The 23,808-nt window shown below is 55.6% G+C and carries 15 protein-coding genes and 3 pseudogenes; 12 read left to right on the forward strand and 6 right to left on the reverse strand.

The features are described from left to right. Positions 1-103: 103 nt before the first annotated feature. A complete protein-coding gene (locus tag XM38_RS20400) occupies positions 104-1,726 on the forward strand; it encodes an ATP-dependent DNA ligase (RefSeq protein ID WP_088430884.1) in 1,623 nt (540 codons plus the stop codon). Here the strand turns inward: XM38_RS20400 and XM38_RS20405 are convergent, their stop codons facing one another. Further along, positions 1,727-4,093, reverse strand: a complete 2,367-nt coding sequence (locus XM38_RS20405; protein ID WP_080811247.1) for a putative PEP-binding protein — start codon at positions 4,091-4,093, stop codon at positions 1,727-1,729. A 456-nt stretch (positions 4,094-4,549) separates the two neighbouring features. On the opposite strand from XM38_RS20405, the gene XM38_RS20410 reads away from it, so the two are divergent. The 8 genes from XM38_RS20410 (at position 4,550) to XM38_RS20440 (ending at position 14,598) form a co-directional block, all read left to right on the forward strand. Continuing rightward, positions 4,550-5,293, forward strand: a complete 744-nt coding sequence (locus tag XM38_RS20410; RefSeq protein ID WP_080811244.1) for a ComF family protein — start codon at positions 4,550-4,552, stop codon at positions 5,291-5,293. A gap of 42 nt (positions 5,294-5,335) precedes the next feature. Beyond that, on the forward strand, positions 5,336-6,607 hold the full coding sequence (gene codA, locus XM38_RS20415; RefSeq protein WP_088430886.1) for a cytosine deaminase: 1,272 nt from the start codon (positions 5,336-5,338) through the stop codon (positions 6,605-6,607). A gap of 291 nt (positions 6,608-6,898) precedes the next feature. After that, positions 6,899-8,734 (forward strand): tetratricopeptide repeat protein, encoded by a 1,836-nt coding sequence (locus tag XM38_RS20420; protein ID WP_187329485.1) that lies wholly within the window; start codon positions 6,899-6,901, stop codon positions 8,732-8,734. Between the two features lie 421 nt (positions 8,735-9,155). After that, positions 9,156-9,908 carry a hypothetical protein gene (locus tag XM38_RS20425; protein WP_080811240.1) on the forward strand — a complete coding sequence of 251 codons (753 nt, stop codon included), beginning with the start codon at positions 9,156-9,158 and terminating at the stop codon, positions 9,906-9,908. 774 nt (positions 9,909-10,682) lie between these two features. Next, the gene (locus XM38_RS27975; RefSeq protein WP_256995694.1) at positions 10,683-10,811 is read left to right on the forward strand and encodes a hypothetical protein; all 129 of its coding nucleotides are present in this window, start codon (positions 10,683-10,685) and stop codon (positions 10,809-10,811) included. A 151-nt stretch (positions 10,812-10,962) separates the two neighbouring features. Next, positions 10,963-12,870, forward strand: coding sequence for a glutamine--fructose-6-phosphate transaminase (isomerizing) (gene glmS, locus XM38_RS20430; protein ID WP_088430890.1), 1,908 nt, complete (start codon positions 10,963-10,965; stop codon positions 12,868-12,870). Positions 12,871-13,172: 302 nt separating this feature from the next. Next, positions 13,173-13,760, forward strand: coding sequence for a MarC family protein (locus tag XM38_RS20435; RefSeq protein ID WP_088430892.1), 588 nt, complete (start codon positions 13,173-13,175; stop codon positions 13,758-13,760). A gap of 100 nt (positions 13,761-13,860) precedes the next feature. Next, positions 13,861-14,598 carry a succinate dehydrogenase/fumarate reductase iron-sulfur subunit gene (locus XM38_RS20440; protein WP_080811235.1) on the forward strand — a complete coding sequence of 246 codons (738 nt, stop codon included), beginning with the start codon at positions 13,861-13,863 and terminating at the stop codon, positions 14,596-14,598. Here XM38_RS20440 and XM38_RS20445 read toward each other — a convergent pair. The 3 genes from XM38_RS20445 to XM38_RS20455 all read right to left on the reverse strand — a co-directional run bounded on the left by XM38_RS20445 (position 14,595) and on the right by XM38_RS20455 (position 17,673). Continuing rightward, positions 14,595-15,608, reverse strand: coding sequence for a WD40 repeat domain-containing protein (locus XM38_RS20445; RefSeq protein ID WP_080811234.1), 1,014 nt, complete (start codon positions 15,606-15,608; stop codon positions 14,595-14,597). The genes XM38_RS20440 and XM38_RS20445 overlap by 4 nt on opposite strands. A 71-nt stretch (positions 15,609-15,679) precedes the next feature. Continuing rightward, entirely contained in the window at positions 15,680-16,858 is a 1,179-nt protein-coding gene (locus XM38_RS20450) for a DNA double-strand break repair nuclease NurA (protein ID WP_088430894.1), read from the reverse strand. Positions 16,859-16,875: 17 nt separating this feature from the next. Then, positions 16,876-17,673 (reverse strand): HAD family hydrolase, encoded by a 798-nt coding sequence (locus XM38_RS20455; RefSeq protein WP_088430896.1) that lies wholly within the window; start codon positions 17,671-17,673, stop codon positions 16,876-16,878. An 816-nt stretch (positions 17,674-18,489) separates the two neighbouring features. Here XM38_RS20455 and XM38_RS26160 point away from each other — a divergent pair. Further along, positions 18,490-18,675, forward strand: coding sequence for a helix-turn-helix domain-containing protein (locus XM38_RS26160; protein WP_187329586.1), 186 nt, complete (start codon positions 18,490-18,492; stop codon positions 18,673-18,675). A gap of 142 nt (positions 18,676-18,817) precedes the next feature. Here the strand turns inward: XM38_RS26160 and XM38_RS29175 are convergent. Next, a pseudogene (locus tag XM38_RS29175) lies at positions 18,818-19,498 on the reverse strand (transposase); the annotation flags it as partial. Between the two features lie 307 nt (positions 19,499-19,805). On the opposite strand from XM38_RS29175, the pseudogene XM38_RS20470 reads away from it, so the two are divergent. Then, positions 19,806-21,368, forward strand: a pseudogene (locus XM38_RS20470) (phytoene desaturase family protein). Positions 21,369-21,701: 333 nt separating this feature from the next. Beyond that, on the forward strand, positions 21,702-22,367 hold the full coding sequence (locus XM38_RS20475; protein ID WP_088430898.1) for a Uma2 family endonuclease: 666 nt from the start codon (positions 21,702-21,704) through the stop codon (positions 22,365-22,367). Between the two features lie 135 nt (positions 22,368-22,502). Here XM38_RS20475 and XM38_RS20480 read toward each other — a convergent pair. Beyond that, positions 22,503-23,743: pseudogene (locus tag XM38_RS20480) on the reverse strand (endonuclease/exonuclease/phosphatase family protein); the annotation flags it as partial. Between the last annotated feature and the right edge of the window lie 65 nt (positions 23,744-23,808).

Consider the following 23,808-nt stretch of genomic DNA (forward strand, 5'->3'; position numbering starts at 1 on the left):
AGGTCGGTCGTCCCTCGCCCGCTGCCCCCTAGCGGCAGTAGTGTCATCATGACAATTGTTGCTGACATTCACTCACCGACATTTACGTGATTGTTTCTACGTCATGAAGCGGTTTGTCCAGCTGTTTCAAGCGGTGGATGCCACCACCTCCACCAATGAAAAGGTGCGCGCCCTACGGGATTACTTCACCGAGGTTGCCCCAGCTGACGCTGCCTGGGCGCTGTACCTCCTACTGGGGAAACCCCGGCGCCGCCTGGTCACTTCCCGGGTGCTGCGCCAGACCTACCTGACCATATCGGGGCTACCAGACTGGTTGTTTCGAGACTGCTACGCCCATGTCGGTGATGCGGCCGAGGTGATTGCCCTATTGCTGCAGACCACCTCCCTAGACCGACAACCGCAGGCTGCCAAACCGCTGCACCATTGGCTAGAGACCATCATTCCCCAGGTCAATGCCGTCGACACCGAGGCTGACCGTCAGGCGCTAATCGTCTCCTGGTGGTCGGCGTTGGCCCCCTTTGAGGTGTTCGTCCTGAATAAGATACTGACGGGAGCCTTTCGCTTTGGCGCCTCTAGCAAACTGGTGATTCGAGGGCTGTCCCAGGCCTGCAAGGTGCCGGAAGCGGTGTTGGCCCATCGACTCATGGGAGACTTTGAACCCACGGTGGCCTTCTTCCAGCAACTGACCAGCACCGCTGCCACAGAGCACCCTCCCAGTCAGCCCTATCCCTTTTTTCTAGCGGCTCCTCTAGAAGTCGATCGATTCCAACAGGATCAGGGAAATCGCCTAGATCATTGGCTGGTGGAATGGAAATGGGACGGCATCCGGGCCCAGGTGATCAAGCGCGCCGATCAAGTCTTTATCTGGTCTCGGGGAGAGGATCTGGTCACGCCCCAGTTTCCAGAATTGGTAGAGGCCTTTCAGCCGTTTCCCAATGGCTCGGTGTTGGATGGCGAAATTCTTTGCTGGCGGGAAGATCGTCCCCTCAGCTTCAATCATCTCCAGAAACGCTTAGGTCGCAAGCGGGTCACCCAAAAACTCATGGCAGATAGTCCGGTCCATTTCGTCGCCTATGACTTGCTAGAGGCTGCCGGCAATGATATGCGCCCGCACCCCCTATGCGATCGCAAACAAACCCTAGCCACTCTCCTAAATTCCCAGCCCGACACCGCTCCCATCCATCTCTCCCAAGCCCTAGCCCCAGACGACTTCCAGACCCTCCAGAGCCTACGCCAACAAGCTCGAGATCATGGCGCCGAAGGCTTAGTCCTAAAAGCCCTAGATAGTCCCTATCTCGTGGGTCGCAAGCGTGGCTACTGGTGGAAATACAAAGTCGATCCCATGACCCTAGACGCCGTCTTGATCTATGCCCAAGCCGGCAGTGGCAAGCGGGCTAATCTCTTTACCGACTACACCTTTGCCCTCTGGCACGGGGACGAGTTAGTGCCCTTCGCCAAGGCCTATTCCGGGCTCAACAATGCCGAAATCGAGCGGCTAGACAAGTGGATCCGCCGCCATACCCAGGATCGATTTGGCCCCGTGCGTGCCGTCGAACCAACCCATGTTTTTGAGATTGCCTTTGAAGGTATCGCCAAATCAAAGCGGCACAAATCAGGCATCTCAGTGCGGTTTCCCCGTATTTTACGCTGGCGTCGCGATAAACCCATCAGCGAAGCCGATACCGTACAGGCTGCCCATACCCTCTGGCATCAATACGGCGGATAATTACAGACGCTTTCCCGCTTCCGCCTTCACAATTGCCAAACGAGTTTGTTCTACCGCGGCTGGCTCCACTGAAATCGAGCTAATTCCCCACTGGATTAGCAACTCTACGAGTTCTGGATAACGCACCGGAGCCTGACCGCAAATGGAACAGGGAACGCCATATTGATGGGCCATCTGAATCAGGTGATTAACCGCCGTCAATACCACTGGATGACGCTCATCAAACACAGATGCCATCAGCGGCTGATCGCGATCAGCCGCCAACAACAACTGAGTTAAATCATTGGTGCCAATAGCAATACCCTGCACCCCTGCCTTAATATACTCCGGCAATAGAAATAACACTGAAGGGACTTCTGCCATGATCCATAGTTGAAACTCTGGCACCTGCATGAGTCCAGCCTGTTCGATCAACTGGCGACACTCCAAAAATTCCTCCAAGGTACGGACAAAGGGGAGAAGCAGCTGGAGATTATGACCTCCCTCCGACTGTACTCGAGCCAGTGCTTGCAATTCCAACTCAAAAAGCTGGGGGCTGACATGATAGCTGAAGGTGCCGCGGATCCCTAAGGTGGGGTTGAGCTCTACAGCCGGACTACCCGCTAAGGCTGCCCATTCATGGGACCGCATATCGAGAGAGCGATAGCGCACCGGAGCCGGGGCAAAGGCCGTCAGAATCTTACCTAGCCGCTCGACCAATCGCTCTACCAACTCAGTCGTGTATCCTTCTGCCAGCCACTGCTGAGGATGGCGATGGTCTAGGGCTTCTAACAATAACCACTCAGACCGTAGTAACCCAATGCCATCAATGGGTAGCTGCTTTACCCTAGTCACACTGGTCAACTGGCTTAGATTCGCCATCAATTTAGTCTTAGGGGGTGTTGTCGCCGCTGTGGCCTCTAGGGACTTAGCCTGATCAGACGGTGGAGAAGAGGGGACGGACTGCCAAGCCAATGGCGTAACAGCAGCCGAGGATGGCAATCGATAGATTAGGCCGCGCTGGCCATCTAACCACAAGCGATCGTCCGTTTGGATTAACTCGGTGACCTGAGGAGCCCCAACCACTGAAGGAATCATTAACTCCCTAGCCAAGATAGCCGCATGGCAAGTTAGACCTCCCTGTTCCGAGACAATACCCACGATGCCCTTCAAATGGGCCAACCGATCCGGTTGTAGATCACGCACTACCACAATGTGTCCCGCTGCCTGGGATACCTGGGCTGCCGATAGAGCTCCCCAGTCCCTATCAATCACTAAGGCTGGGGCCATAATTTGCCCAGCAGAAGCCCCTAGCCCTCTAATTACAGTTGTCACCGCTGGCAGCGGCGGTTCCACCGTGACAGCTGCAGAGTTCTCCCGAGCCAGAACCACAGGTGCAGCCACTACGGGATGGGCTTGGGTAACAATCAGACGATGGCCCACTGCTCCCGCATCGTAGATCAACCAGTCCAAGCGAAAAGAAGACCCTAGTAGGGGTTGCACCCGTTGAGACAAATCGATCAGGGCTTGAGTTTGCTGCCTCGATACAATCTGGTCTAGGTAGGGGTTATCCGGACTCTGCGGTGTAATGCCAGGGAAGGGCTCGACAGGCGGTGTCGTCGTCGAAGACTGCGATGGCGTCTCATATTCACTAACCCGATACACAACATCCTGATAACCAGCTTGCCAGGTCCAAGATGGCTGCGTATCTAAGGACAAGGAGCACCGACTGGGAATTGCCTCTCCCTGGGTCATGGCCAACCCTAAGCCCTGCACAGCCTCTAGAGTCAATTGAGACCCATCGCGAACCAACGTCCCGGACAGCCCGGCCGGATAAAGCGGATGCATCAAAACAGCTAAATGAACATGGCGCAGTTGCAGGTGACGTCGCTGCAGAATCGTCAATGCCCGATTGGTCAGAAGATCGGCCCAAAATCCCTTGAGATGATGCTCGAGGGCCTGAACTTGGTTCCAACTGGTCCGCGGTGCAAGCATGCCTGTCATCAAAGATGACCAGGCCCCAGTGGTAGCCTCTAACGTTATGGACGACCGCAACAGCATCACAGCGTCATCTTCTGAGGAAATTAGGCGGGATAGCTCCAGTCCACAGGGAGCCGCCCACAGGGCCTGCCGCAACTGCTGCGCCATCGGGACAATGTGCTCAGGATGCTCCAGGGGCAAGGCTGCTGGCAGGTCAAAGATGTCTACTAGCAAGGAATCTGGCCACTGAGCCACTGCTAGTAATGTCGCCATGGCCCTGGCTGGGATCACCTGACCCCTGACCACCGCAATACCTTGCTGTTGAAGTTGGCTCAAATAGAATGCTTTATCACCAACTTGTTGCCGGTCTGACGCTGAGATCTGGTTGAGGGTAGGAAACATCATCATTACTGGGTTGAGCAGGCATCAGAGCACTTCCCCAATCAGATTGTCGCCATTGCCTAGCAATCTTCGCAGCATATGGCGTTTACATGACCATATCATCAGCCTCTGAAGTAGCGCGGTACCTCAGGCACTGACGATAGTATCCGTAAATTCCTACAGAATACCTGCCCAGCCGCTGACAAAAGATCGCTATTTTCACGCTAATCGAATCCATTCCAAGTCAACACAATAGAAGGGTATCGGTTCAAAACTGCCCCCATGGAGGCATAAATCCCATGAAGGACCTTCGATCTAGGCTCAAGCCCTCTCAGGAAACCTTTGCCGGCCTATTGTCAACAGCAGTGCAGTCATTGACCTTAGCGTCACCAGAGGCACAGACCATCTGTTATGTCTATCCAGATGGTCGAGTCATTGTTGCTCAGCTACATAGCCATTCCCCTCGTTTAATTGGAGCCAGCCATGCAGCTCCTTGATACCCTTCAGCCTTCCATTGCTGTGCCTTGGTGGAAGCGCACAGCGTCCAGTTTGCTTCAGTTAGTGTTAGAAGCCCCTTGCCCCCTCTGTGAGCGCTCTACCACAGTAGCCGTTTGTTCAGCCTGTCAACGACAGTTGCGACGGTGCCAGTTGTCAGCGGCAGTATCACAACAGATAGGCTTAAGAGTCTTCGGTTGGGGCAGTTACCAAGGGCCTTTGAGACGGGCGCTGGCTGCACTGAAATACGACCACCAACCACAGATCGCTGACCTGTTAGGAACCTGGCTAGGGCAATCTTGGCAAGACATTGGTAGGGTTAATACTAATCGTCTCATCGTTGTGCCGATTCCGTTACATGCCATCAAGCAACAACAACGAGGCTACAATCAAGCTGCCCTCTTAGCAGAGCGATTCTGTCAGCAAGTGAGACTGCCTCTGTCCCGAGATGGTTTGGTACGGCAACGAGCTACTGAAGCCCAATTTGGCTTGTCAGCAGAGGAACGTCAAGCTAATGTACAGCAGGCCTTTGGCCTAGGACCTCAATGGTTGAAAAGGCGCCCTTCCCAGTCGGTGTTACTGATAGATGATATTTTCACCACCGGGGCTACGGCTAGGGCCGCGGCCAACGTCTTGCGGCGTCACGGGATTTCAGTGTGGGGCATCGCAGCGGTAGCCCTCGCTCAGCGTCAATCTACCTGCCCAGATAACTCTACCTACAATCTAGATTAGGGGGCTGTATCCGGCCCCCAGAATGTGTCATCTGGCATCTCTATGACTGTTCTCCCTAGGTTGTTGCTGCGACGTTGTCGTCTAGTCCACGGCTCTACCGCCGATGAGTTGGTAGACATTGCCATTGAGGCAGGACACATTCAGGCCATTGCCCCAGACCTGGCGTTTACGGCGACCACAGAAATTGATGTGGGAGGTCATCTGGTCAGCCCGCCGTTTGTCGAATCGCATATTCACCTAGATTCTGTGTTGACGGCCGGACAGCCCCGGTGGAACCAGAGCGGTACTCTATTCGAGGGCATCGATATCTGGCGCGATCGCAAACAGTCACTCACGGTAGAGGATGTGCAACGCAGAGCCCTCCAAGCCCTGAGACAACAAGCTGAACAGGGAGTACTCTATATCCGCAGTCATGTTGATGTCAGCGAGGCTAGCTTAACGGCCTTGAAGGCTCTCTTAGCAGTCAAGCACCAGGTTAAAGATTGGATCACCCTGCAGCTGGTGGCCTTTCCCCAAGATGGCATCTATAGCCATCCCGACAATGCCACTCACCTGGAGGAGGCCCTAAGACTGGGGGCCGATGCCGTTGGTGGTATTCCCCATTACGAACTCACTCGAGAAGAGGGAGTGCAGTCGGTTCAGCATGTGTTTGACCTAGCCGAACGCTATGGACGGTTAATCGATATTCACTGTGATGAGATTGACGACGACCAGTCACGCTTTATCGAAGTCGTGGCTGCCTGTGCCCAGCGCCGTGGTTGGGGCAGTCGGGTCACTGCAAGCCATACCACTGCCATGGGGTCTTACAACGATGCCTATGCCTTGAAGTTACTAGGGATGCTGCAACGGACAGCGATCAATTTCGTTGCTAACCCCTTGATTAATCTCACCCTGCAAGGTCGCACCGATACGTACCCGAAGCGCCGAGGGCTAACCCGAGTCAAGGAGCTATGGCAGCAGGGACTCAATGTTAGTTTGGGCCATGATTGCATTCAAGATCCCTGGTACAGTCTTGGCACCGGCAGCATGTTAGACGTGGCCTCTATGGCTGTACATGCCTGTCAGATGACGGGGATACAGGAAATCGCAGCCTGTTATGACATGGTCACTGAGCACGGCGCTAAAACCCTGCAGATAGACGACGACTACGGACTTAAGATCGGTAACTCAGCCAACTTGATTGTGCTAGATGCTACAGACCCCTGCGAGGCTATTCGCCGCCGAGCCACCGTACGCTACGTGATTTCTCAGGGGCAGCTGTTGTTGGAAACGGTTCCGGCTCAGGTTAACTGGAACCCTTCAGGGAATACCTAGCCGGATCCGGTAAAAAGGTATAAATTTTGCCTACCCTGACAATAAATATCTTGTAAAGCCTGGAACCAATGGCCATCAGGGGTTGCCACTACTCGTCAGAATAACTGTAGTTCCTCAGGGGCTCGATGCACTGCGGTATCGGGTGTAGCCGAGTCAAGCTAGATGGGTAACGTACTAACCGAGGCTACTTTGCCATCGTTGTCGCCGTCAGGAATGCCCTATGGAATCAGGGACAGGTTGTTCCAGTTTAGTCGGGACATCGCTGTGTGTTCGCATCTGCAGCCGCACTCTATGTTAAGCCGAACAGTTGGTGGACGCTATCACATTCTCGGTTACCTTGGCGGCGGTGGCTTTGGCCAAACGTTCTTGGCTGAAGATCGCCATTTACCGGGACATCCCCGCTGCGTCGTCAAGCAGCTGAAACCCCGTAAGACGGATGATGGGGCTCTGGAGGCTGCCCGCCGCTTGTTTGATGGTGAGGCTCAAGCCCTCTATCAGCTGGGGAACCATGCTCAAATTCCTCGCCTCTTAGCTCATTTCGAGGAGAATGAGCAGTTCTATTTGGTGCAGGAGTATGTCGACGGCGATTTGCTCAGCAATGAACTACGCCATCGTTGCCTGCCCGAGGCGGAGGTCATCGAGATGGTGCTCGATATTCTCAAAACCTTGAGTTTTGTCCATGGGCATCAAGTCATTCACCGCGACATTAAACCCTCGAATCTGATTCGGCGTCGATGCGATCGCACCATCGTGCTGATTGATTTCGGTTCGGTGAAGCAGGTCAGTAGTCAACCCGTTGAGACCGACGGCTGCATCAGTATCACCATCGCTATTGGCTCCATGGGATACATGCCCAATGAACAACTGGCCGGCCAACCCTGCCTCAGCAGCGATATTTATGCGGTGGGCATGTTAGCCCTGCGAGCCCTGACGGGCTTGGATCCAAAACGTTTTCGCAAAGATCCCCGCACCAGTGAAATTCTCTGGCGGGATCTCGTCACGGTCAGCCCTGCCTTTGCCGTTGTCTTGGACCAAATGGTGCGCTATGACCACCGTCAGCGGTATCCCTCAGCCCAAGACGCTCTACAAGCCCTACAAGCGCTGACCCAGTCTGCCGTCTCGCAGCCTTCACAACCTCCGCTAATCGCAGTGAGCGACGGCTATCTCGCCTGGCTGGAGCGGGGAGATGAATTATTTCAGCATAATCGCTACCATGAGGCCCTCGCGGCTTATGAAAAGGTAATTCAGGCAAAGCCCAATCATGAACAAGTCTGGTTCAAGTGTGGCCTGGCCTTTGAAAGCATCCAAGATTTCGAGCAGGCCATTGCAGCCTACGACCGGGTTATCCAACTGCAGCCCCATGACTACCTGCCCTGGCTCAAACGGGCCAATGTCTTAGGAGCGCTTCAACACTATGACAGGGCCTTAGCAGCGTACGATGAAGTACTACGGCTACAGCCAGAAAATTACTGGGCTTGGAATGATCGGGGACAGCTTCTAGAGAAGCTCCAGCAAGTTGAAGAGGCCCTGACCGCCTACGATCGCGCCATTCAACTCAAGGCCGATTTCCAGTTAGCGTTAGATAATCGTAAGCGTTTGTTGCTACGGCTACAGCGGGTAGAAACTCTCTATCAGCTGCAGTACTATGACGAGGTGATCGCAGCTTGCGATCGCGCTCTTCGTCAGGACTCAGACGACACCGGTGCGTGGTTGATGCGAGGCATGGCCTTAGAAAACTTGGACCGGCTACCAGAGGCTGCTCTGTCGTACCATCAGGTCGTGATGCGACAAAAAGACGATCACATTACCTGGTTCAAGCTCGGTCACGTCATGGAGAAACTTCGCCGATACCACCAGGCAACGTTAGCTTACAATCAGGTCGTTAGAATTCAGCCAGATAACCATTGGGCTTGGTATCAACGAGGATTTGCTTTGCAATGCCTGAGTCAACCTCGTAAGGCTCTAGCGGCTTATAATCAAGCTATTCACATCAAGCCCGACTTTCAAGCCGCCCTAACGGCTCGTCAAGCGCTGCTGAATCGTCTTACTCACCATCAAAACACTTCGGCAGCAAAGGTAGCTCATTCTGCTGAAGTGGCCACGACCCATACCAACTCCCAATCCTAATCTGAAATTTCCTGATAGCAGGAGATTGGAAACGTAGATCTGACAGTGCACTACTTCTATCGCTAAACCCAGCTAAAGATTACTTGGAGACTTCTTTGGTTCTTAACCCTGTGAGCTGCCCCTGTGAGCTGCCCCTGTGAGCTGGATGACGGTCTGCATAAATTTTGTAACGATCTGATAGGTCTACCCTCCAGGCCTATCAATCATGCTCACGCCCCCTGGGAACTTTGAAAAACACTCTAAGAGATAGAAGTATACAAGCAGCACCATCTGTCTCTGCCTGTCCTTTTCCCAGCCTATTACCGCCCATCGATAGCAGAATGATAGATAATAAGCCAGGACTTCCCGAGAAACTACTGATGAGTCTCTGCTAGGCATTGGGAATCCTAACACTATCGCTAGTGTCACCCCTTCTCCAATTATGGCGACCCCAATCATCCTTATTCGTCCCTGGGTAGCCCAGACTTCCCCAACCGAGCCATCGGGCCCTCGGCCAGATCAGGCATGGATGATATCCAGCGGGATTTTGCTCATCTTCCTCATCAGCTTAGGCATTGTTTCGCAAGTGCGCTATGGCCGTCTACGTAAGAAGCTACGGTTTGAGGAATTCAAAAATCGAGAGCTGCAAAAGCGGGTCAAACTAGCCCTGAGTACTATCTCTAAAATGGAGCGGAATCCTGACCTGATTCACTCCCGAGAGGTCAATCTGGACTACTTAAGAATGCGGATGCAAGAGGAACTGTTCCATTTCGCCATCCTCAATCAACTAAAGGTGAAAGTCAAACAAAAAGTTAGTATCGCCCTCAGGCCGCGACAGGCAGATGCAGGATTGATTGGCATTGCCAGCAAACCTCGTCAAGTCGACCAGATCTTCGATGTGGAATATGCCCTTCACAATGGTCCCAATGTCCGCAAGCGTGTCCTCTTCCGCATCCAGATTAAACTGGCAAAACTGCCGACCCAACCTACATCGGTAACAATCAATCAAATTATTGACTGCATTGAAACCTTCCTCAGCACAGATGTGGATGCCAAGAACTGGCAACCTACCTTGCAAGGGCGGATTGCTTACATGCACTGGGATCAAAAGGCGAAACCCACCCCATTGCTAGTCTTGGAGCAATCAAACGAAGGCGTCAATGTCACGTTACGCAGCACCAATCGAATTGCTTGACACCCGATGAGGTCGTCTCTACCCGTTTGGAGCTTATACCGAGTCCAGCTCGAGATTTGAAGTGCTACCCTAGGCAAAACTCTGGGCCTAGACATGGACATGGCTTAATCTTTTGAGGTGACCATAGTAATCATCATTCCACTCCCCTGATCCTATTAGATATTGTTGGCCTGGGGCGTAGCCGTTCACAACCTTGCTGCGCCTTGGAATCGCTGGAAAACCGGTACATCCCTGAAGAGAGAACTGCTGTAAGCATCTCCAAAGCCGGGAAAAATATTCTAAATTCATCTGTAATCTGTATCCTCAAAATCTAGAGAAATTACGGATGATATTTGTAAATTAGCTATTCAGACACGGCAAAATAAGACGATTTTAAGCACTTATACCAGTATATTTTTAGGGTATCGATATAATCCCTGATATGTTCTACTTTAGGCTCTCAAGAGGCTTTATATAATTACCCTTGGCTATTGGCTGTAGCCTGGGCATACTAGCCGTATAGGGGGAATAGGATTTGCGATCTAATCACTCCTATCCACTTCGTTTATTTCTATATATACGGTCAGACTCATGTTGGAAGATACAGCTAGATCCCCCCTTGGGGATACGAGTAAGACGGTTATCTATATCTTTCCAGATGGCGGGGCAATGGTTGATTGTCTTGTTGTTAACTCATCGACCACTAAGTTAAGCCCTACAAACCCGGTCTCTGCCTCTTCAGCATCTCAGAATGATTTAGGAGATCGCCTAGTTCAGGCAGGGATATTAACAGCAGTGCAAAAGCAAGTCGCCCTCTATGACCAACAGGTGACTGGCATGGACTTTAAGGAGGTGTTACTAGCCCGCGGTTGGATACCGGAAGACGTCTTGAAGTCTTTCCTGGACAACTTATCGGTTGCCTGAGTCATCTAGCTTGCGCCAGAGAATAACTCCGCCTCACCCCAGTACTTTCTCTCGCCAGACTCCCCATGTATCCTATTGAGCAGTTCATTACCAGTCGCAATTAGTTACAGTAGCGGATGGTATGACTGTCGTGGCCCCTTAAGGAGTCTATATGTGCGGAATCGTCGGATATATTGGCACCCGAGCAGCTAGCGATATCCTCATGGATGGCCTGCGCCGGCTGGAGTATCGGGGATATGATTCTGCTGGTATCGCCACTGTCCTGGAGGGAGACCTCAAGAGTATCCGGGCTAAAGGCAAACTCCAGAATCTACAGGATAAGCTAGACGGCTGGGAGAATTCGGCTCGCATTGGCATTGGCCATACCCGCTGGGCTACCCACGGCAAACCCGAAGAGCACAATGCTCATCCCCACGCGGATACGGCTTTTCGCATTGCCGTGGTCCAAAATGGCATCATTGAAAACTACCGAGAACTCAGGGCTGATCTCAAAGCCAAGGGACACGAGTTTCGCTCTGACACCGATACAGAGGTTATCCCTCACCTGGTGGCAGACTATTTGCAGCAATCCTCGGCCATCGAGGGACCACTGCAGCATCTCTCGGCCCTGCTAGAGGCGGTGCGACGGGCCGCTAATGATTTAGAAGGGGCCTTTGCCCTGGCGATTATCTCTGCTGATTTCCCGGACGAGTTAATTGTTGTGCGTCAACAGGCTCCTTTGGTGATTGGCTTTGGCCAAGGGGAATTTTTCTGTGCGTCGGATACTCCGGCTTTAGTGCCCCATACCCGAGCGGTTTTGCCGTTAGAGAATGGTGAGGTAGCCCGTCTTACCCCCCTAGGAGTCGAGGTTTATACGTTTGCCGGGGAACGATTGCGCAAGCATCCGCTAACCCTGAATTGGAACCCCATCATGGTGGAGAAGCAGGGGTTCAAGCACTTCATGCTGAAGGAAATTTATGAGCAGCCGGGAGTAGTGCGCACCTGCTTAGACACCTATATCGATGGCACTTGGAGTGCGGATCAATCTGTGATCTCTCCTATCTGTTTGGGCTTGCCCGATGCCTTGCTGGAGGGGGTAGAGTATGTTCAAATCGTGGCCTGTGGTACGAGCTGGCATGCCAGCTTAGTCGGTAAACATTTGCTGGAGCAGTTGGCTGGTATCCCCACCATGGTGCAGTACTCTTCGGAATTTCGCTACGCGCCCGCTCCCCTGACTCGCCATACTCTGACAGTGGGGGTGACCCAGTCGGGGGAAACAGCAGACACTTTGGCGGCCCTAGACATGGAACAGCAGCGACGGGCGCAGTTTGAAGATGGTGCCCTGGCAGCTCGCTTGCTGGGGATTACCAACCGCCCTGAGAGTTCTCTGGCCCGCTTGGTGCCTCATATTATTGATACCCATGCTGGCATCGAAATTGGTGTTGCTGCCACCAAAACCTTCACGGCCCAGGTGATGGCCTTTTACTTTCTGGCTCTTGATTTGGCCTATCGTCGTCAGATGCTTTCGGCTGAGCGCTTAGAAGATATCATCGTCGGGCTGCGGCAATTACCGGCTCAGATTGAATTGGTATTGGAGAGCCAGGAGCGCTATATCGAGGAACTGGCCCATGAGTTTGGCGAAACCCAGGACTTCATCTATTTGGGCCGAGGCATTAACTTCCCCATTGCCCTGGAAGGGGCGTTGAAGCTGAAGGAAATCAGCTACATCCATGCTGAAGGCTATCCGGCGGGGGAAATGAAGCATGGCCCCATTGCCCTGCTAGATGCCAAGGTACCAGTGGTTGCGATCGCAATGCCCGGTTCCGTCTACGACAAAGTCCTCTCCAATGCTCAGGAGGCCAAGGCTCGGGATGCCCAGCTAATCGGGGTCGTGCCAATGAATGATGAAGATGCCGAAGATACCTTTGATGCCCTGTTGCCGGTGCCGCCGGTAGAGGAGGTGTTATCGCCAGTATTGGCGGTGATTCCTCTACAGCTGTTGGCTTATCACATTGCCGCCCGCCGCGGCTTGGATGTGGATCAGCCCCGTAACCTGGCCAAGAGCGTGACGGTAGAGTAAGGACACGACTTGGCACATGATGGATAGAGAGGACCGACTGCGCTGCCCAACTCCAACTCAGGCGGGAGGCACGTTTGACCACGTCCCTGATAAGGTGCGACGGCTGTGGGACAGGGCCTAATACTGGTGCTCACAGAGAATTCCTTATCCCTCAAATACTTGGGACAAGGTTCCCTGGCCATCGCCATCTAGGGAAAACCTGGACTGCCTATGACATTGGTTGGAAACGTGCCTGAGTTTAACCCCACGCATTCTTCTGTCTGCAACCGCCTGGCCAACACTGCTGTGTTGTAGGTACTTCAGTGACTCTCATTTCTGCTGCCATTATTCTGCTGCTGATCATGGATCCCTTTGGCAACATGGTCACCATCAACACCCTATTGACTGAGATCCCGGCAGCGAAGCGGCGACGCATCATCTTGCGGGAAACCCTGATCGCCTACGGCATCTTGCTCGCCTTCCTGGTAGGAGGTAATCCTCTCCTATCTTTTTTTGGAGTGACCCCGTCCACCCTAAGTATCTCTGGCGGCATTGTCTTGTTTCTGATCGCCCTGGGCATGGTGTTTCCAGATCGCTCCTCAGCCATGCCCACTCGCCTGGACGCGGACCCCTTCATTGTCCCCATCGCCATGCCGTTGATTGCGGGTCCCAGTGCCATTGCCGCCTTACTCGTCTTTGCCAAATCAGACCCCCAGTTACTCTGGAAATGGCTAGGAGCCCTAACCCTAGCCACCACCATCACCGGACTGATTTTGTGGATTTCCCCCTGGCTGTTCCAACGGCTGGGGCGGCGTGGAGCCCTAGCCGTGGAACGGTTGATGGGCATGTTGTTGATTATCCTCTCGGTACAGATGATGTTGGACGGTGTCGCCCAATATCTGCAGAGTTAGTCAGCGCAATACTTTAGACCGATTAAAAGAGGAATGATCTGTGACGAATGATCTATGGTGAGAAGAGCGGGAATTCCCGCGCTCAACCCTAGGAGAGGCCATGGAAATTCACTTGCGGCTGTGGCGGCAGGCCAGTGCAGAGGCATCTGGGCGGTTTGTAGACTACACTGTGTCCAATGCCAGCCCCAATATGTCCTTTCTAGAGCTCCTGGATGTACTCAACCAGCAATTAATTTACTCAGGAGAGGAGCCCATAGAGTTTGACTACGACTGCCGAGAGGGCATCTGCGGCTCCTGTGGCTTCATGGTCAATGGTCAGGCCCACGGACCCCAGCAGCGCACTACTGTTTGTCAACTCTATCTACGAGAATTTCAATCGGGTGACACCATTCTGGTAGAGCCCTGGCGGGCCCAGGCGTTTCCCGTGATCAAGGATCTGGTAGTGGATCGCTCTGCCTTCGACCGGATCATGGCCAAGGGCGGCTACATTTCAGTCAATACGGGGGCGGCTCCAGAGGCCAACACGATACCAGTGCCCAAACATGATGCCGATCTGGCCTTTGACTACGCTACCTGCATCGGCTGTGGTGCCTGTGTTGCGGCTTGTCCAAATGCCTCGGCTTCGCTGTTCACAGCGGCTAAGATTGCCCACCTCTCCCTGTTGCCCCAGGGACAACCGGAACGCCGGCAGCGGGTCTTAGCCATGACGGAGCAAATGGAAGCGGAGGGCTTTGGCGGTTGCTCTAACCATGGCGAATGCGAGGCAGTTTGCCCCAAGGGCATTTCCATTGATGCCATTGCCCGCATGCGGCGACAGTATCTGCAGGCCCAGTTTTAGCGACTCCAGATTTTCACCGCCCCCTGCCAATTACCGCTGGCTAGGGTGCGACTGTCGGGGGCAAAGGCCACAGACCAGACCCAACCGCCATCATCCTGGAGCACGCCGATGAGTTTGCCGCTGTCGATGTGCCAAAGTCGTACGGTCTTGTCATTGCTAGCGGTGGCCAGCAACTTGCCGTCGGGGCTAAAGCTGACACAGTTGACAGGGGCTGGATGGGCCTTGAATTCGGTGATCTGGCGACCACTGTTGAGCTTCCAGAAACGCACGGTGCAATCGGCGCTGCTGCTGGCCACGAGCCAGCCATTGGGACTAGCCGCCACCGAGAGGACTTCGGCGGTGTGGCCCTCGAGCACCATATCTTGTCCTTTGCCATTGAGGCGGTAGAACCGGACGGAATGATCTTGACTGCCACTGATCAAGGTGCCGCTATCGGGGCTGATGGCAAGGGTACGGATCCAGTGGTTATGACCATTGAAGCGACGGAGGGATTGACCATCCGCTACCTGCCACATGCGGATGCTATTGTCCTGGCCAGCGGTGAAGAGATAGCGGCCATCGGGACTGAAGGTAACGGCGCGCACCCAATCGGTGTGACCATCCATAACCGCTTGCAGGCGACCGGTTTGGGGCTGCCAGAGTCGCACCCGATTGTCATTGCCAACGCTGGCTAGGGAGTCGCTGTCAGGGCTGAAGGCAATGGCGCGCACCCACGATTCATGACGCAGCACCTGTAGCACTTGCCCCGTTTGCAAGGACCATACCCGCACAGTTTTGTCACCGCTGCCACTGGCGACAAAGCGACCATTGGCACTAATGGCTACGGAGCGCACCCAACTGGTGTGGTCCGCGAAGGTGTGCTGACAGGACCAGCCGCCGGATAGTTTGGCGGGTTGCTGGGAGGGATCGATATGCATAGGCCGGGAACCGTGGCAGGGGCTGGCAGGGGTGGTTTGATGGTGCCAGGGGGCTCGCGAGTAACGGAGGTCGGAGGCAGAGGAAACGCTCATAGGACCGTGGTAAAGAACGGCGAACGTGACTACCCGTTACACTACACTCTGGGTGGTGACGATTCCGGGTGTCAGGCAATGCTGCCCCGCTTGCGGGCTTCCTTATAGGAGGTCCCGACGTTCTTGAGCCCGGCTCGAATCATTTCTTGTTCTAGTAAAGCGAAAAATCGGGTTCTATCTCCACCGCGTACCACGGCCTGGTTGTGGGCCTCGGCCAGGATGACTGGATAGCCATAGCCTTTTTGGACCTGGGTGAGGCTAAGGTTGAGGGCTTGACTCAACAGCTGGGGATTGGTGGCGACCCAGGCAGGCATTTCCAGGCGGGCAATCTCAGCCCCCACGTGGACATAGCAAAAATAAATAGCCTGGTCGTCATGATAGTGCTGCAGCAGAGGAGCGGAACTACGCCAAAGAGGGCTGCGCTGCCCTGGAGCTAGCTGAGTGGCCCAGAAGGTGGTGTCCCGTAGGGGATTAAATACCTGGCAGGGGGCCTGGTCGCCGGGGCCGGGGCAGTGGCTGAGACAGTCGGGCTGCTGGTAGGGGCAGCTTTGCAGCCGGAAAAAGTTGAGGGCTTCGCCACTGCGGGAGGCGCTAAGATAGCCTACCAGGGGGATCTGGGTCTGTTTGAGTCGATCCCAGGCCGCTAGGATCGGGGGCAAGATGCGATCGCATGCCGCCTGAGGCAAGGACTCCAAAAACCAATAGATCAACGAGCCATCCACCAGGGCCAGAGCCGGCACATCCCCAGTAACCTGATCCGCCAACTCGGCCAGGGCCACTGCCTCGGCTACGGTGCGCTGATAACCCATCCACTCTTCGGTGCGAATGCTCCACTGCCGTGAGATATAGAGATCTTCAGGACGGTAGATCACCTGGGGTAGGCTGTCCAGCCGGGGATAGCGGCTCTGGCCGTAGTGCAACACCACCCGACCCACATTGATCAAATAACAGTAGGCAATCTCGTGGTGACTGGGGGAGATCTGGGAACCGTCGGTAGCCAGGACCGTGTGGGCGGCGGCGGTGGGCTGCACGTCAACGGGAGTATCCAGGGGTTCCACCGGGTAGGCGGCGGTGAACCCCATGCGATCGCACCACTGCTGTAGTTGCTCGACGCGCTGGGCCTGGTGGGGCAAGATCTGGGTCAACAGTCGCTCTGCGATCTCCACCCGCCGCTGAGCTGCCGCCGCCTCCTGGGTCAAGTGGTGGCTGATGCCCTGCATCTGCCGGGCCAGTTTCATCAGATCTAACATGGCACTCTTAGAAGAACCTAGGCAATCCAGCAGTCGAACCCCTGTACTAATTGGCTCAAGCTTAGCAGATGAATACGCTCCTGCTGCCGGGCTTGCTGGCGATCGGCCTCGGTGTTATAGCCCCAGTCCACCAGAAACAGCTCCACACTGCCAAGATCTATCTGCTGTCGCACCGCCTCCAACGCCTGCAGCCGATCCTCGAGAAACCAGACCTGGGGCACCAATTGTCGTCGCTCGGCATAGCCCGCCTTCACTTGCCGCAAGGTCTCATACTTGGGTTGCTTTACCTCTTTGCCAAACACCTGCTCATCAGCCAGCTCGATGCCCCGTTGGGCCAACAATTGACGGATAAACCGCCCCTCCTTGGTGGAAATAATCACCGCAAACACCCCAGCCGCCATGGCCTGCTGCAATCGCTCCAGAGTGCCGGGGTAGAAGCGATGTTGGCTGAGCCAATGGTCTAAATCCGCCTGAATCCAGCGATCACGGGTACAATCCACGGCTTGGGCCACTTGGCGGGGAGTGAGGTCAGCCGCCGCCACCAGGGTCTTAGCCAGGCTGGGCCAGTCGTGGCCAATCTCTGCCTCCGAGATGCCCTGCAACAGCGCCTGCAGCAAGACCGGCATCTCCCAGCCCGTCTCCACCAACGGTCGCAGTCGATAAAACTGCTCTGCCAGCCCCGGGGGCGGTGTTTCCGGAGAGTGGGGAAACAACTGGCCATGGGCCTGCCAGGCCGTCTGGTAATATTCAACCAACCCATCACAGAGCACCCCGTCAAAGTCGAAGGCGAGAATGTCTGGCACCGTGGCTCCCATGGCTGTAGTTGTTTTTAATGTGCATCCACAGCTTACTGGTCTGGCCCAGTCAATGCCAGCAGCAATGGTTACTCACCGGCCCTACACGACGACACGGCTGTGATAGGTCTCTCCTGCCAGGGCCAACGGGTGTCCATCTTTGCAGCATCAGTGGTCTCGCCGACCCGCGACGGCCAAGGCTGACTAACTAGAGCTTTCGTTGGTCTGCAGTAGGGGGGTCCTCCGGGGTGCTCCTTTTTGTTGAGGTGACTGACCACTATCTAATAGATAAGTCCGGTATTGGGGGTGTTATCCAGCAGGGTTGACGGATAACATCCTTGAACTCCAGGATTGGCTATTAGACCTGTTCGATAGCACCCAAAAACCTCAGACTTATCAGTCAAATAGTCTGTTTAATTCCTGAAAACTGGGTATTACCCCATAGACATTCCAGATAATGTGGGACATAGGGGATTTTATCCAGCAGATCTGCCACTTAACACATAGTTATGCCGCGAGTCCCCAGCTGGGAGAGTAGCTTGATGGGCCTTGCGAGATATTTAGCCCCAAGGGAAATTCCTTAACCACAGTCATAACCTGTGGTGATGGGCGCAGAGCCCGGGACTCACCCGAGGGCAACGGCAAGCACCGTGGTTGATTCTCGCTAAGTCCCATGGATGCGATCGCATCTTGCAACTGGGCAGCCGTCCCTTGATTTCCGGGAAAAGATTATTGACGTCTACTTTACAGAGCGGCTGTCGGTTCGCAAGTTAGCTAAGCGATTTGGCGTGTCGAAGAGTTTTATTGAAACTCTGTTGAAGCGCCTGCGAGAAACGGGTGATATTCAGCCTAAGCCTCATGGGGGGTGGCGCTCAGCCTAAACTCAATGCAGAACAACTAAAACTTGTGAAAGCCTTGGTGGATGCGGACAATGATGCGACCTTAGACGAACTCCGTGATCGCCTAGCTGCCGAGACCTCGATTTTGATCAGTCGGTCGTCCATGGGACGAATCGTGCAATAGCTTGAACTCACCCGTAAAAAAAACGCTGCACGCTACTGAAGCAGGGAGTCTACGGGTGCGACAAGCCCGAGTCGAGTATTGGCAACAGATCCGAGACATAGCCCCGGAGAACCTGGTGTTTATGGATGAGGCGGGCGTTAACCTTCTCCCCATGCACCCGAGGGCGTCCTCGCCCGCCATAGGTGGGTGGAGCCCCCCAGAGATTGCGATTGGCACGTAAGCGCATCAATTTATCAGCCGCAATGTCGGCACTTTTGAGCACAAAGCTGGCGCAGCCATATTCGCCATCCCATAGACTCAGAGGGCGTTTGGGTAAATATTTGCAGACTTGTTTGAGTTGCCAGACTGCCTTGCTAATGGGACTCTCCCAACTGGTGATCCGCTCATGGCGCAACGGCAACGCCCAACTCCCCTCGGCTTCAGGCACCCCAGCCAACGTGCTATAGCCTTGCCCCACTGTCACGGGTCCATGCAACCCACCCCCATTCGCTTGGTGTTCATAGGTACGCTCGCGTAATCGCTTGGCAAACGGACGCGCCCAGCCGGTATGGTCGCCAGCTAGCACAATCGGCTCGTCCTCGGCAACTTCAATATGCTCTATGTACAGTCGCATCAGCTTATTGCGCTGCGGACGGCTATCTTCAAGGGCTTCATAGACGCTCGACCAGCCTCAGCCAAACACGGGCGATTGCGAGAGTTCTGCAAAGCTGTACACATGACGAGTGCATAGCACTGCATCGATCAGCTCAAACGTGGCATCCTTCGCCCTGCCCAGACAGGGATGAGCGCGCTGGCGAAACTGTTCCAAGGTATCGTAGGACATAGTGGCAGACCTGAGGGTTTTGCTTTTCTCAGTGTCTGCTATTGGGCGCGCTGGGCATAGTCCCAGCCGCTTTTTATTGGCTCATTAGTCTAAACTCCAACCTCGTCCTGAGCCCCAGGATTTACTCGACACATTGAAAACATTGATCGGTGGCCTGGAGCGCGAGGAAATTACGGGCAAATTATGGACAGTCCAGAAAGGCAGAATTCGAATCTACGCCATGGCTCCAGCCCTATCAACTGCGTTACGGTCCTAAAGGGGCTACCCTGCCACCAGACGTCCCTGCATTGATCGCTCCCTGCCATCCGTGACCCCAGACACCGATATCCTCGTCATCGGCAGCGGCATCGGCGGCCTCTGTTGTGCCGCCCTGCTGGCCAAATACGGTTTTCGCGTCACCGTCTGCGAAAGCCACAGCATCCCCGGCGGCGCTGCCCACGGCTTTCAACGCCAGGGCTTTACCTTCGATTCCGGCCCCTCCCTCTATTCCGGCCTCTCCCAGCGACCCTCCAGCAATCCCCTGGGCCATGTCCTCGACGCCATCGAGGGAGACCTAGACTGGGCCACCTACGACACCTGGGGCGTCTACATTCCCGGAGGGCGAGTTCGCCACCAGCGTCGGGTGCCGAGCAGTTCTGCCAGGTATTGCAGACCCTACGCGGTGAGGAGGCGGTGCGGCAGTGGCGACGGCTGCAGGCGGTGATGACTCCCCTGGGTCAGGGGGCTACGGCCCTGCCCGCCGCTGCCGGGCGCTGGGACCTAGGGATAGTGAGAACCGGTCCGCTCCCTACGCCTGGCAGCTGCTGTGCGCCGAGGTCCCCAACTGGCCCGGTTGCAGGGCCCCTTCAGCGCCATCCTGCAGGACACGGTCACGGATCCCTTCATTCGCCACTGGATGGATTTGCTCTGCTTTCTCCTCTCCGGCCTGCCCGCCGCGGACACCAGTGCCGCCGAGATGGCCTTCATGTTTGCCGGGGAGTGGTATCGACGGGGGGTCTACCTAGACTATCCCCGCGGCGGTAGCGGCGCCCTCGTGAATGCCCTGGTGCGGGGGCTGCAGAAGTATGGGGGCCAGCTGCGGCTGCAGGCCCATGTGGAGCAGGTGATGGTGGAACAGGGACGGGCAGCGGGGGTGGTGTTGCGGTCTGGGGAAGAACTGCGGGCCAAGCGGGCGGTGATCTCCAATGCTTCCATCTGGGACACCCTGAAACTACTGCCCGCAGGAGCCATGCCCCAGCGATTTGTGCAGCGGCGCCAGGCCATGCCCCGTTGCCCCAGCTTCATGCATCTGCATCTGGGCATCGACGCCACGGATATTCGTCCCGACCTGGCCTGTCACTATATCGTGGTGAATGACTGGCAGCTGGGGGTGACGGCACCGCAGAATCTGGTGCTGATCTCGATTCCCTCGCTGCTGGATCCGTCCCTGGCCCCGCCCGGCAAGCATACGATTCATGTCTATACCCCCGGCAATGAGCCCTACTCCCTCTGGCAGGGGCTCGATCGCCGCAGTCAGGCCTATGCCGACTTGAAGGCGACGCGCTCGGCGGTGATGTTCCAGGCCCTGGAGCGCATCATCCCCGATCTCCAGCGCCGCATCGAGGTCAAGCTGGTGGGCACCCCCCTCACCCATGAGCGCTTTCTGCGCCGACATCAGGGCACCTACGGCCCGGCCATCTCGGCCCAGACGGGGCTGTTTCCCGGCCCCCGCACCCCTCTGCCAGGGCTGTGGTGTACGGGAGATTCCACCTTTCCCGGCATCGGCTTACCAGCGGTGGCGGCCAGCGGCATGACCACGGCCAACACCCTGGCCTCGGTGGGGCAGCACCGCCAGATGCTGCGGCAGGTGTTGGCTTCCGGCAAATTTTAACTGGGTAAAGCCCATCGCAAAGCTCCCCCCAACCCCCCTTGGCCAGGGGGGCACAGGATAAAATTTGAACCGCGAGAAGCTGGGGGATCTAAATTCAAGCGGCGGCAAAGTGTGTTGTGGCGGCAGCCCAACGCACCGGGGGCATATAGCAACCAGGCCTATGCTTATAGGGCGGTTGCGGTTAGGTAGCTCCCTAGTCTAGGCATGTCAGCGATTCTCAATGTCTTAAGCTACCTGACAAATGCAATATGAAAGGTCTTGGGTGCGTTTGCTGGGCAGCGACACCCTCTTAAGCTGACTAGAATAGGGACAATCGTTCCCGAGTCGGTTGCTATGGTTGCTACGCCAAACGAGACTTCTGCGCCTGTGAATCTGCCACCGGGCGATCTGTACAGTGAAGAACCCCAGATGGAAACCGACTTGCATGTGCGCCAGATGCTGTTGCTGATTAGCTGTCTGGATTGGCTCTGGCAAGACCGGGACGATTTCTTTGCCTCCGGCAATTTGACCATCTATTTCAGCCCCAAGCAGATCAAGTCCCAGGATTTTCGAGGCCCAGATTTTTTTGTGGTGTTGGAAACGGAGCGAAAATCTCGAAAGAGCTGGGTGGTTTGGGAAGAAGACGGGAAATACCCTAACGTGATCGTTGAACTGTTGTCGGACAGTACCGCCCAGGTAGATCGAGGCACTAAGAAGGAGATTTACCAAAATACGTTTCGCACCCCTGAGTACTTTTGGTTTGACCCAGACACCTTGGAATTTTGCGGGTTCTTGCTCGTCGGCGGCGTCTATGAGGCCATAGACTCCAATGCTGTGGGACATCTATGGAGCCGCCAGCTAGGGCTGTACTTGGGCATCCATGATGCTCAGCTAAGGTTCTTTACCCCTGACGGGGCATTGGTGCCAACCCCTGAGGAAGCTGCTAAAGCCGCCCAGCAACAGGCAGGGCGCCTGGCCGAGAAGCTCCGGGAAATGGGGGTTGATCCTGATGCGGTCTAGTGGTGTCGCATGGGGTTTGCAATCGGCTCAACAATCTATCCCCTGCTTAAGGAGGAATCACCAAGGGTGATGAATCGCTCGATCTTTAGCCCCATTCTGTTAAACGCTTGCCCGACGCAGACGGCGCCATAGGCCCAGACCACCCAGCCCCAGCATTGCCAAGGCCGTCGAGGGTTCGGGCACCGAGGCGCCATCGTCTTCGGCCTGCACATCCACCCACACCAGCCGGTGGTCAGAGCTGGGGAAGGGGAAATCGCCCACCAACTCAAACAGGGGGTCATCGGCCGTGGGCCAGAAGATGCCGGAACCGGTGATCGAGAGGGTCTGGGAGGGCAGGGTATAGTCGACCCGCAGGTTGCCGGGGCCACCGAAGTTTTCTTCGGCAAAGTCGGCGGTATCGAAGGCGGGATTGCCCTGGTGGGTAAGGTTATTCAGCCCCTGGCGTTGGGTGGCGTCTGGGCCGCCGGCACTGGCAGGGGGATTGGCGGTGTTGACCAGGGGATTGTTCAGCACCTGCAGGACCGCATTGTCGGTGCTGTCGCCATCGAAGGGATCGGCGTTGAGGTCGCCCATGATCACGAAGTTGGAGCCTGCCGCCAGGCCGCCGACGTTGCCCTGATCATCGTAAATGTACCCGCCAGCACCGGGGGTGATGTAGTCTGCCCAGAAGCGAATCTCGTCGTGGTTGCGGCGCCCGTTGCGATCCTCAGGGCCATCGAAGACCGGGGGGGTGGGATGGCTGGCCAAGACATGAATGATATCATCGCCGATTTGGATGGGCACGTCCCAGTGGCTCTTGGAGGAGAGACGAAAGGCCGCTAATTCTTCTGGAGAGTACCAGTCATTGGGCTCGGGGGTATTGGGATCGTCAGGCAGTAGGGCGTTGGGCATGTCCTGCCAGAGGAAGGTCTGGCAGGTACGGATGTCCGGGGTGAGGATGGGATGCTTGGAATACAAGGCCATGCCAAACTGGCCGGGGAAGTTGCCGAAGCCGAAGGCGTCGTTGCCATAGCCGGGCTCACCCGGGGTGGTGACGATGCTGCCGTTGTTGTCTAGGTCGAAGCCGGAGGCAATGCCGGTGTTGGAGGGAGCGATATAGACGAAGGGATAGCCTACGGGGTCGACGCCGTTTTGGCTAACCCCCAGGTAGTTGCTCTGGAACGACTGTGCCGCCTGGGCACCGACGTCGAAGTCGAATTCGTTGATCAACACAACGTCTGGATTGACCCGTTGAATGATCTCGGCGATGGTTTGGGCCTGGGCATTATTAGGAGTGGATGTAGGTCGCTAATCAGTTGACCTTGGGCATCGCGGTTGAGGGAGGCATTGAAGGAGGCAAAGCGGAGGCTGGCGGCTGGGGCCGGCTGAGGTGCGATCGCAACTAGGGTGGCAGCGACGATGCCCCCCGGCAGCGCCAGGTTCCGCTGATTGGATAGGGACG

Source organism: Halomicronema hongdechloris C2206, assembly GCF_002075285.3.
Taxonomy (GTDB): Bacteria; Cyanobacteriota; Cyanobacteriia; order Phormidesmidales; family Phormidesmidaceae; genus Halomicronema_B; species Halomicronema_B hongdechloris.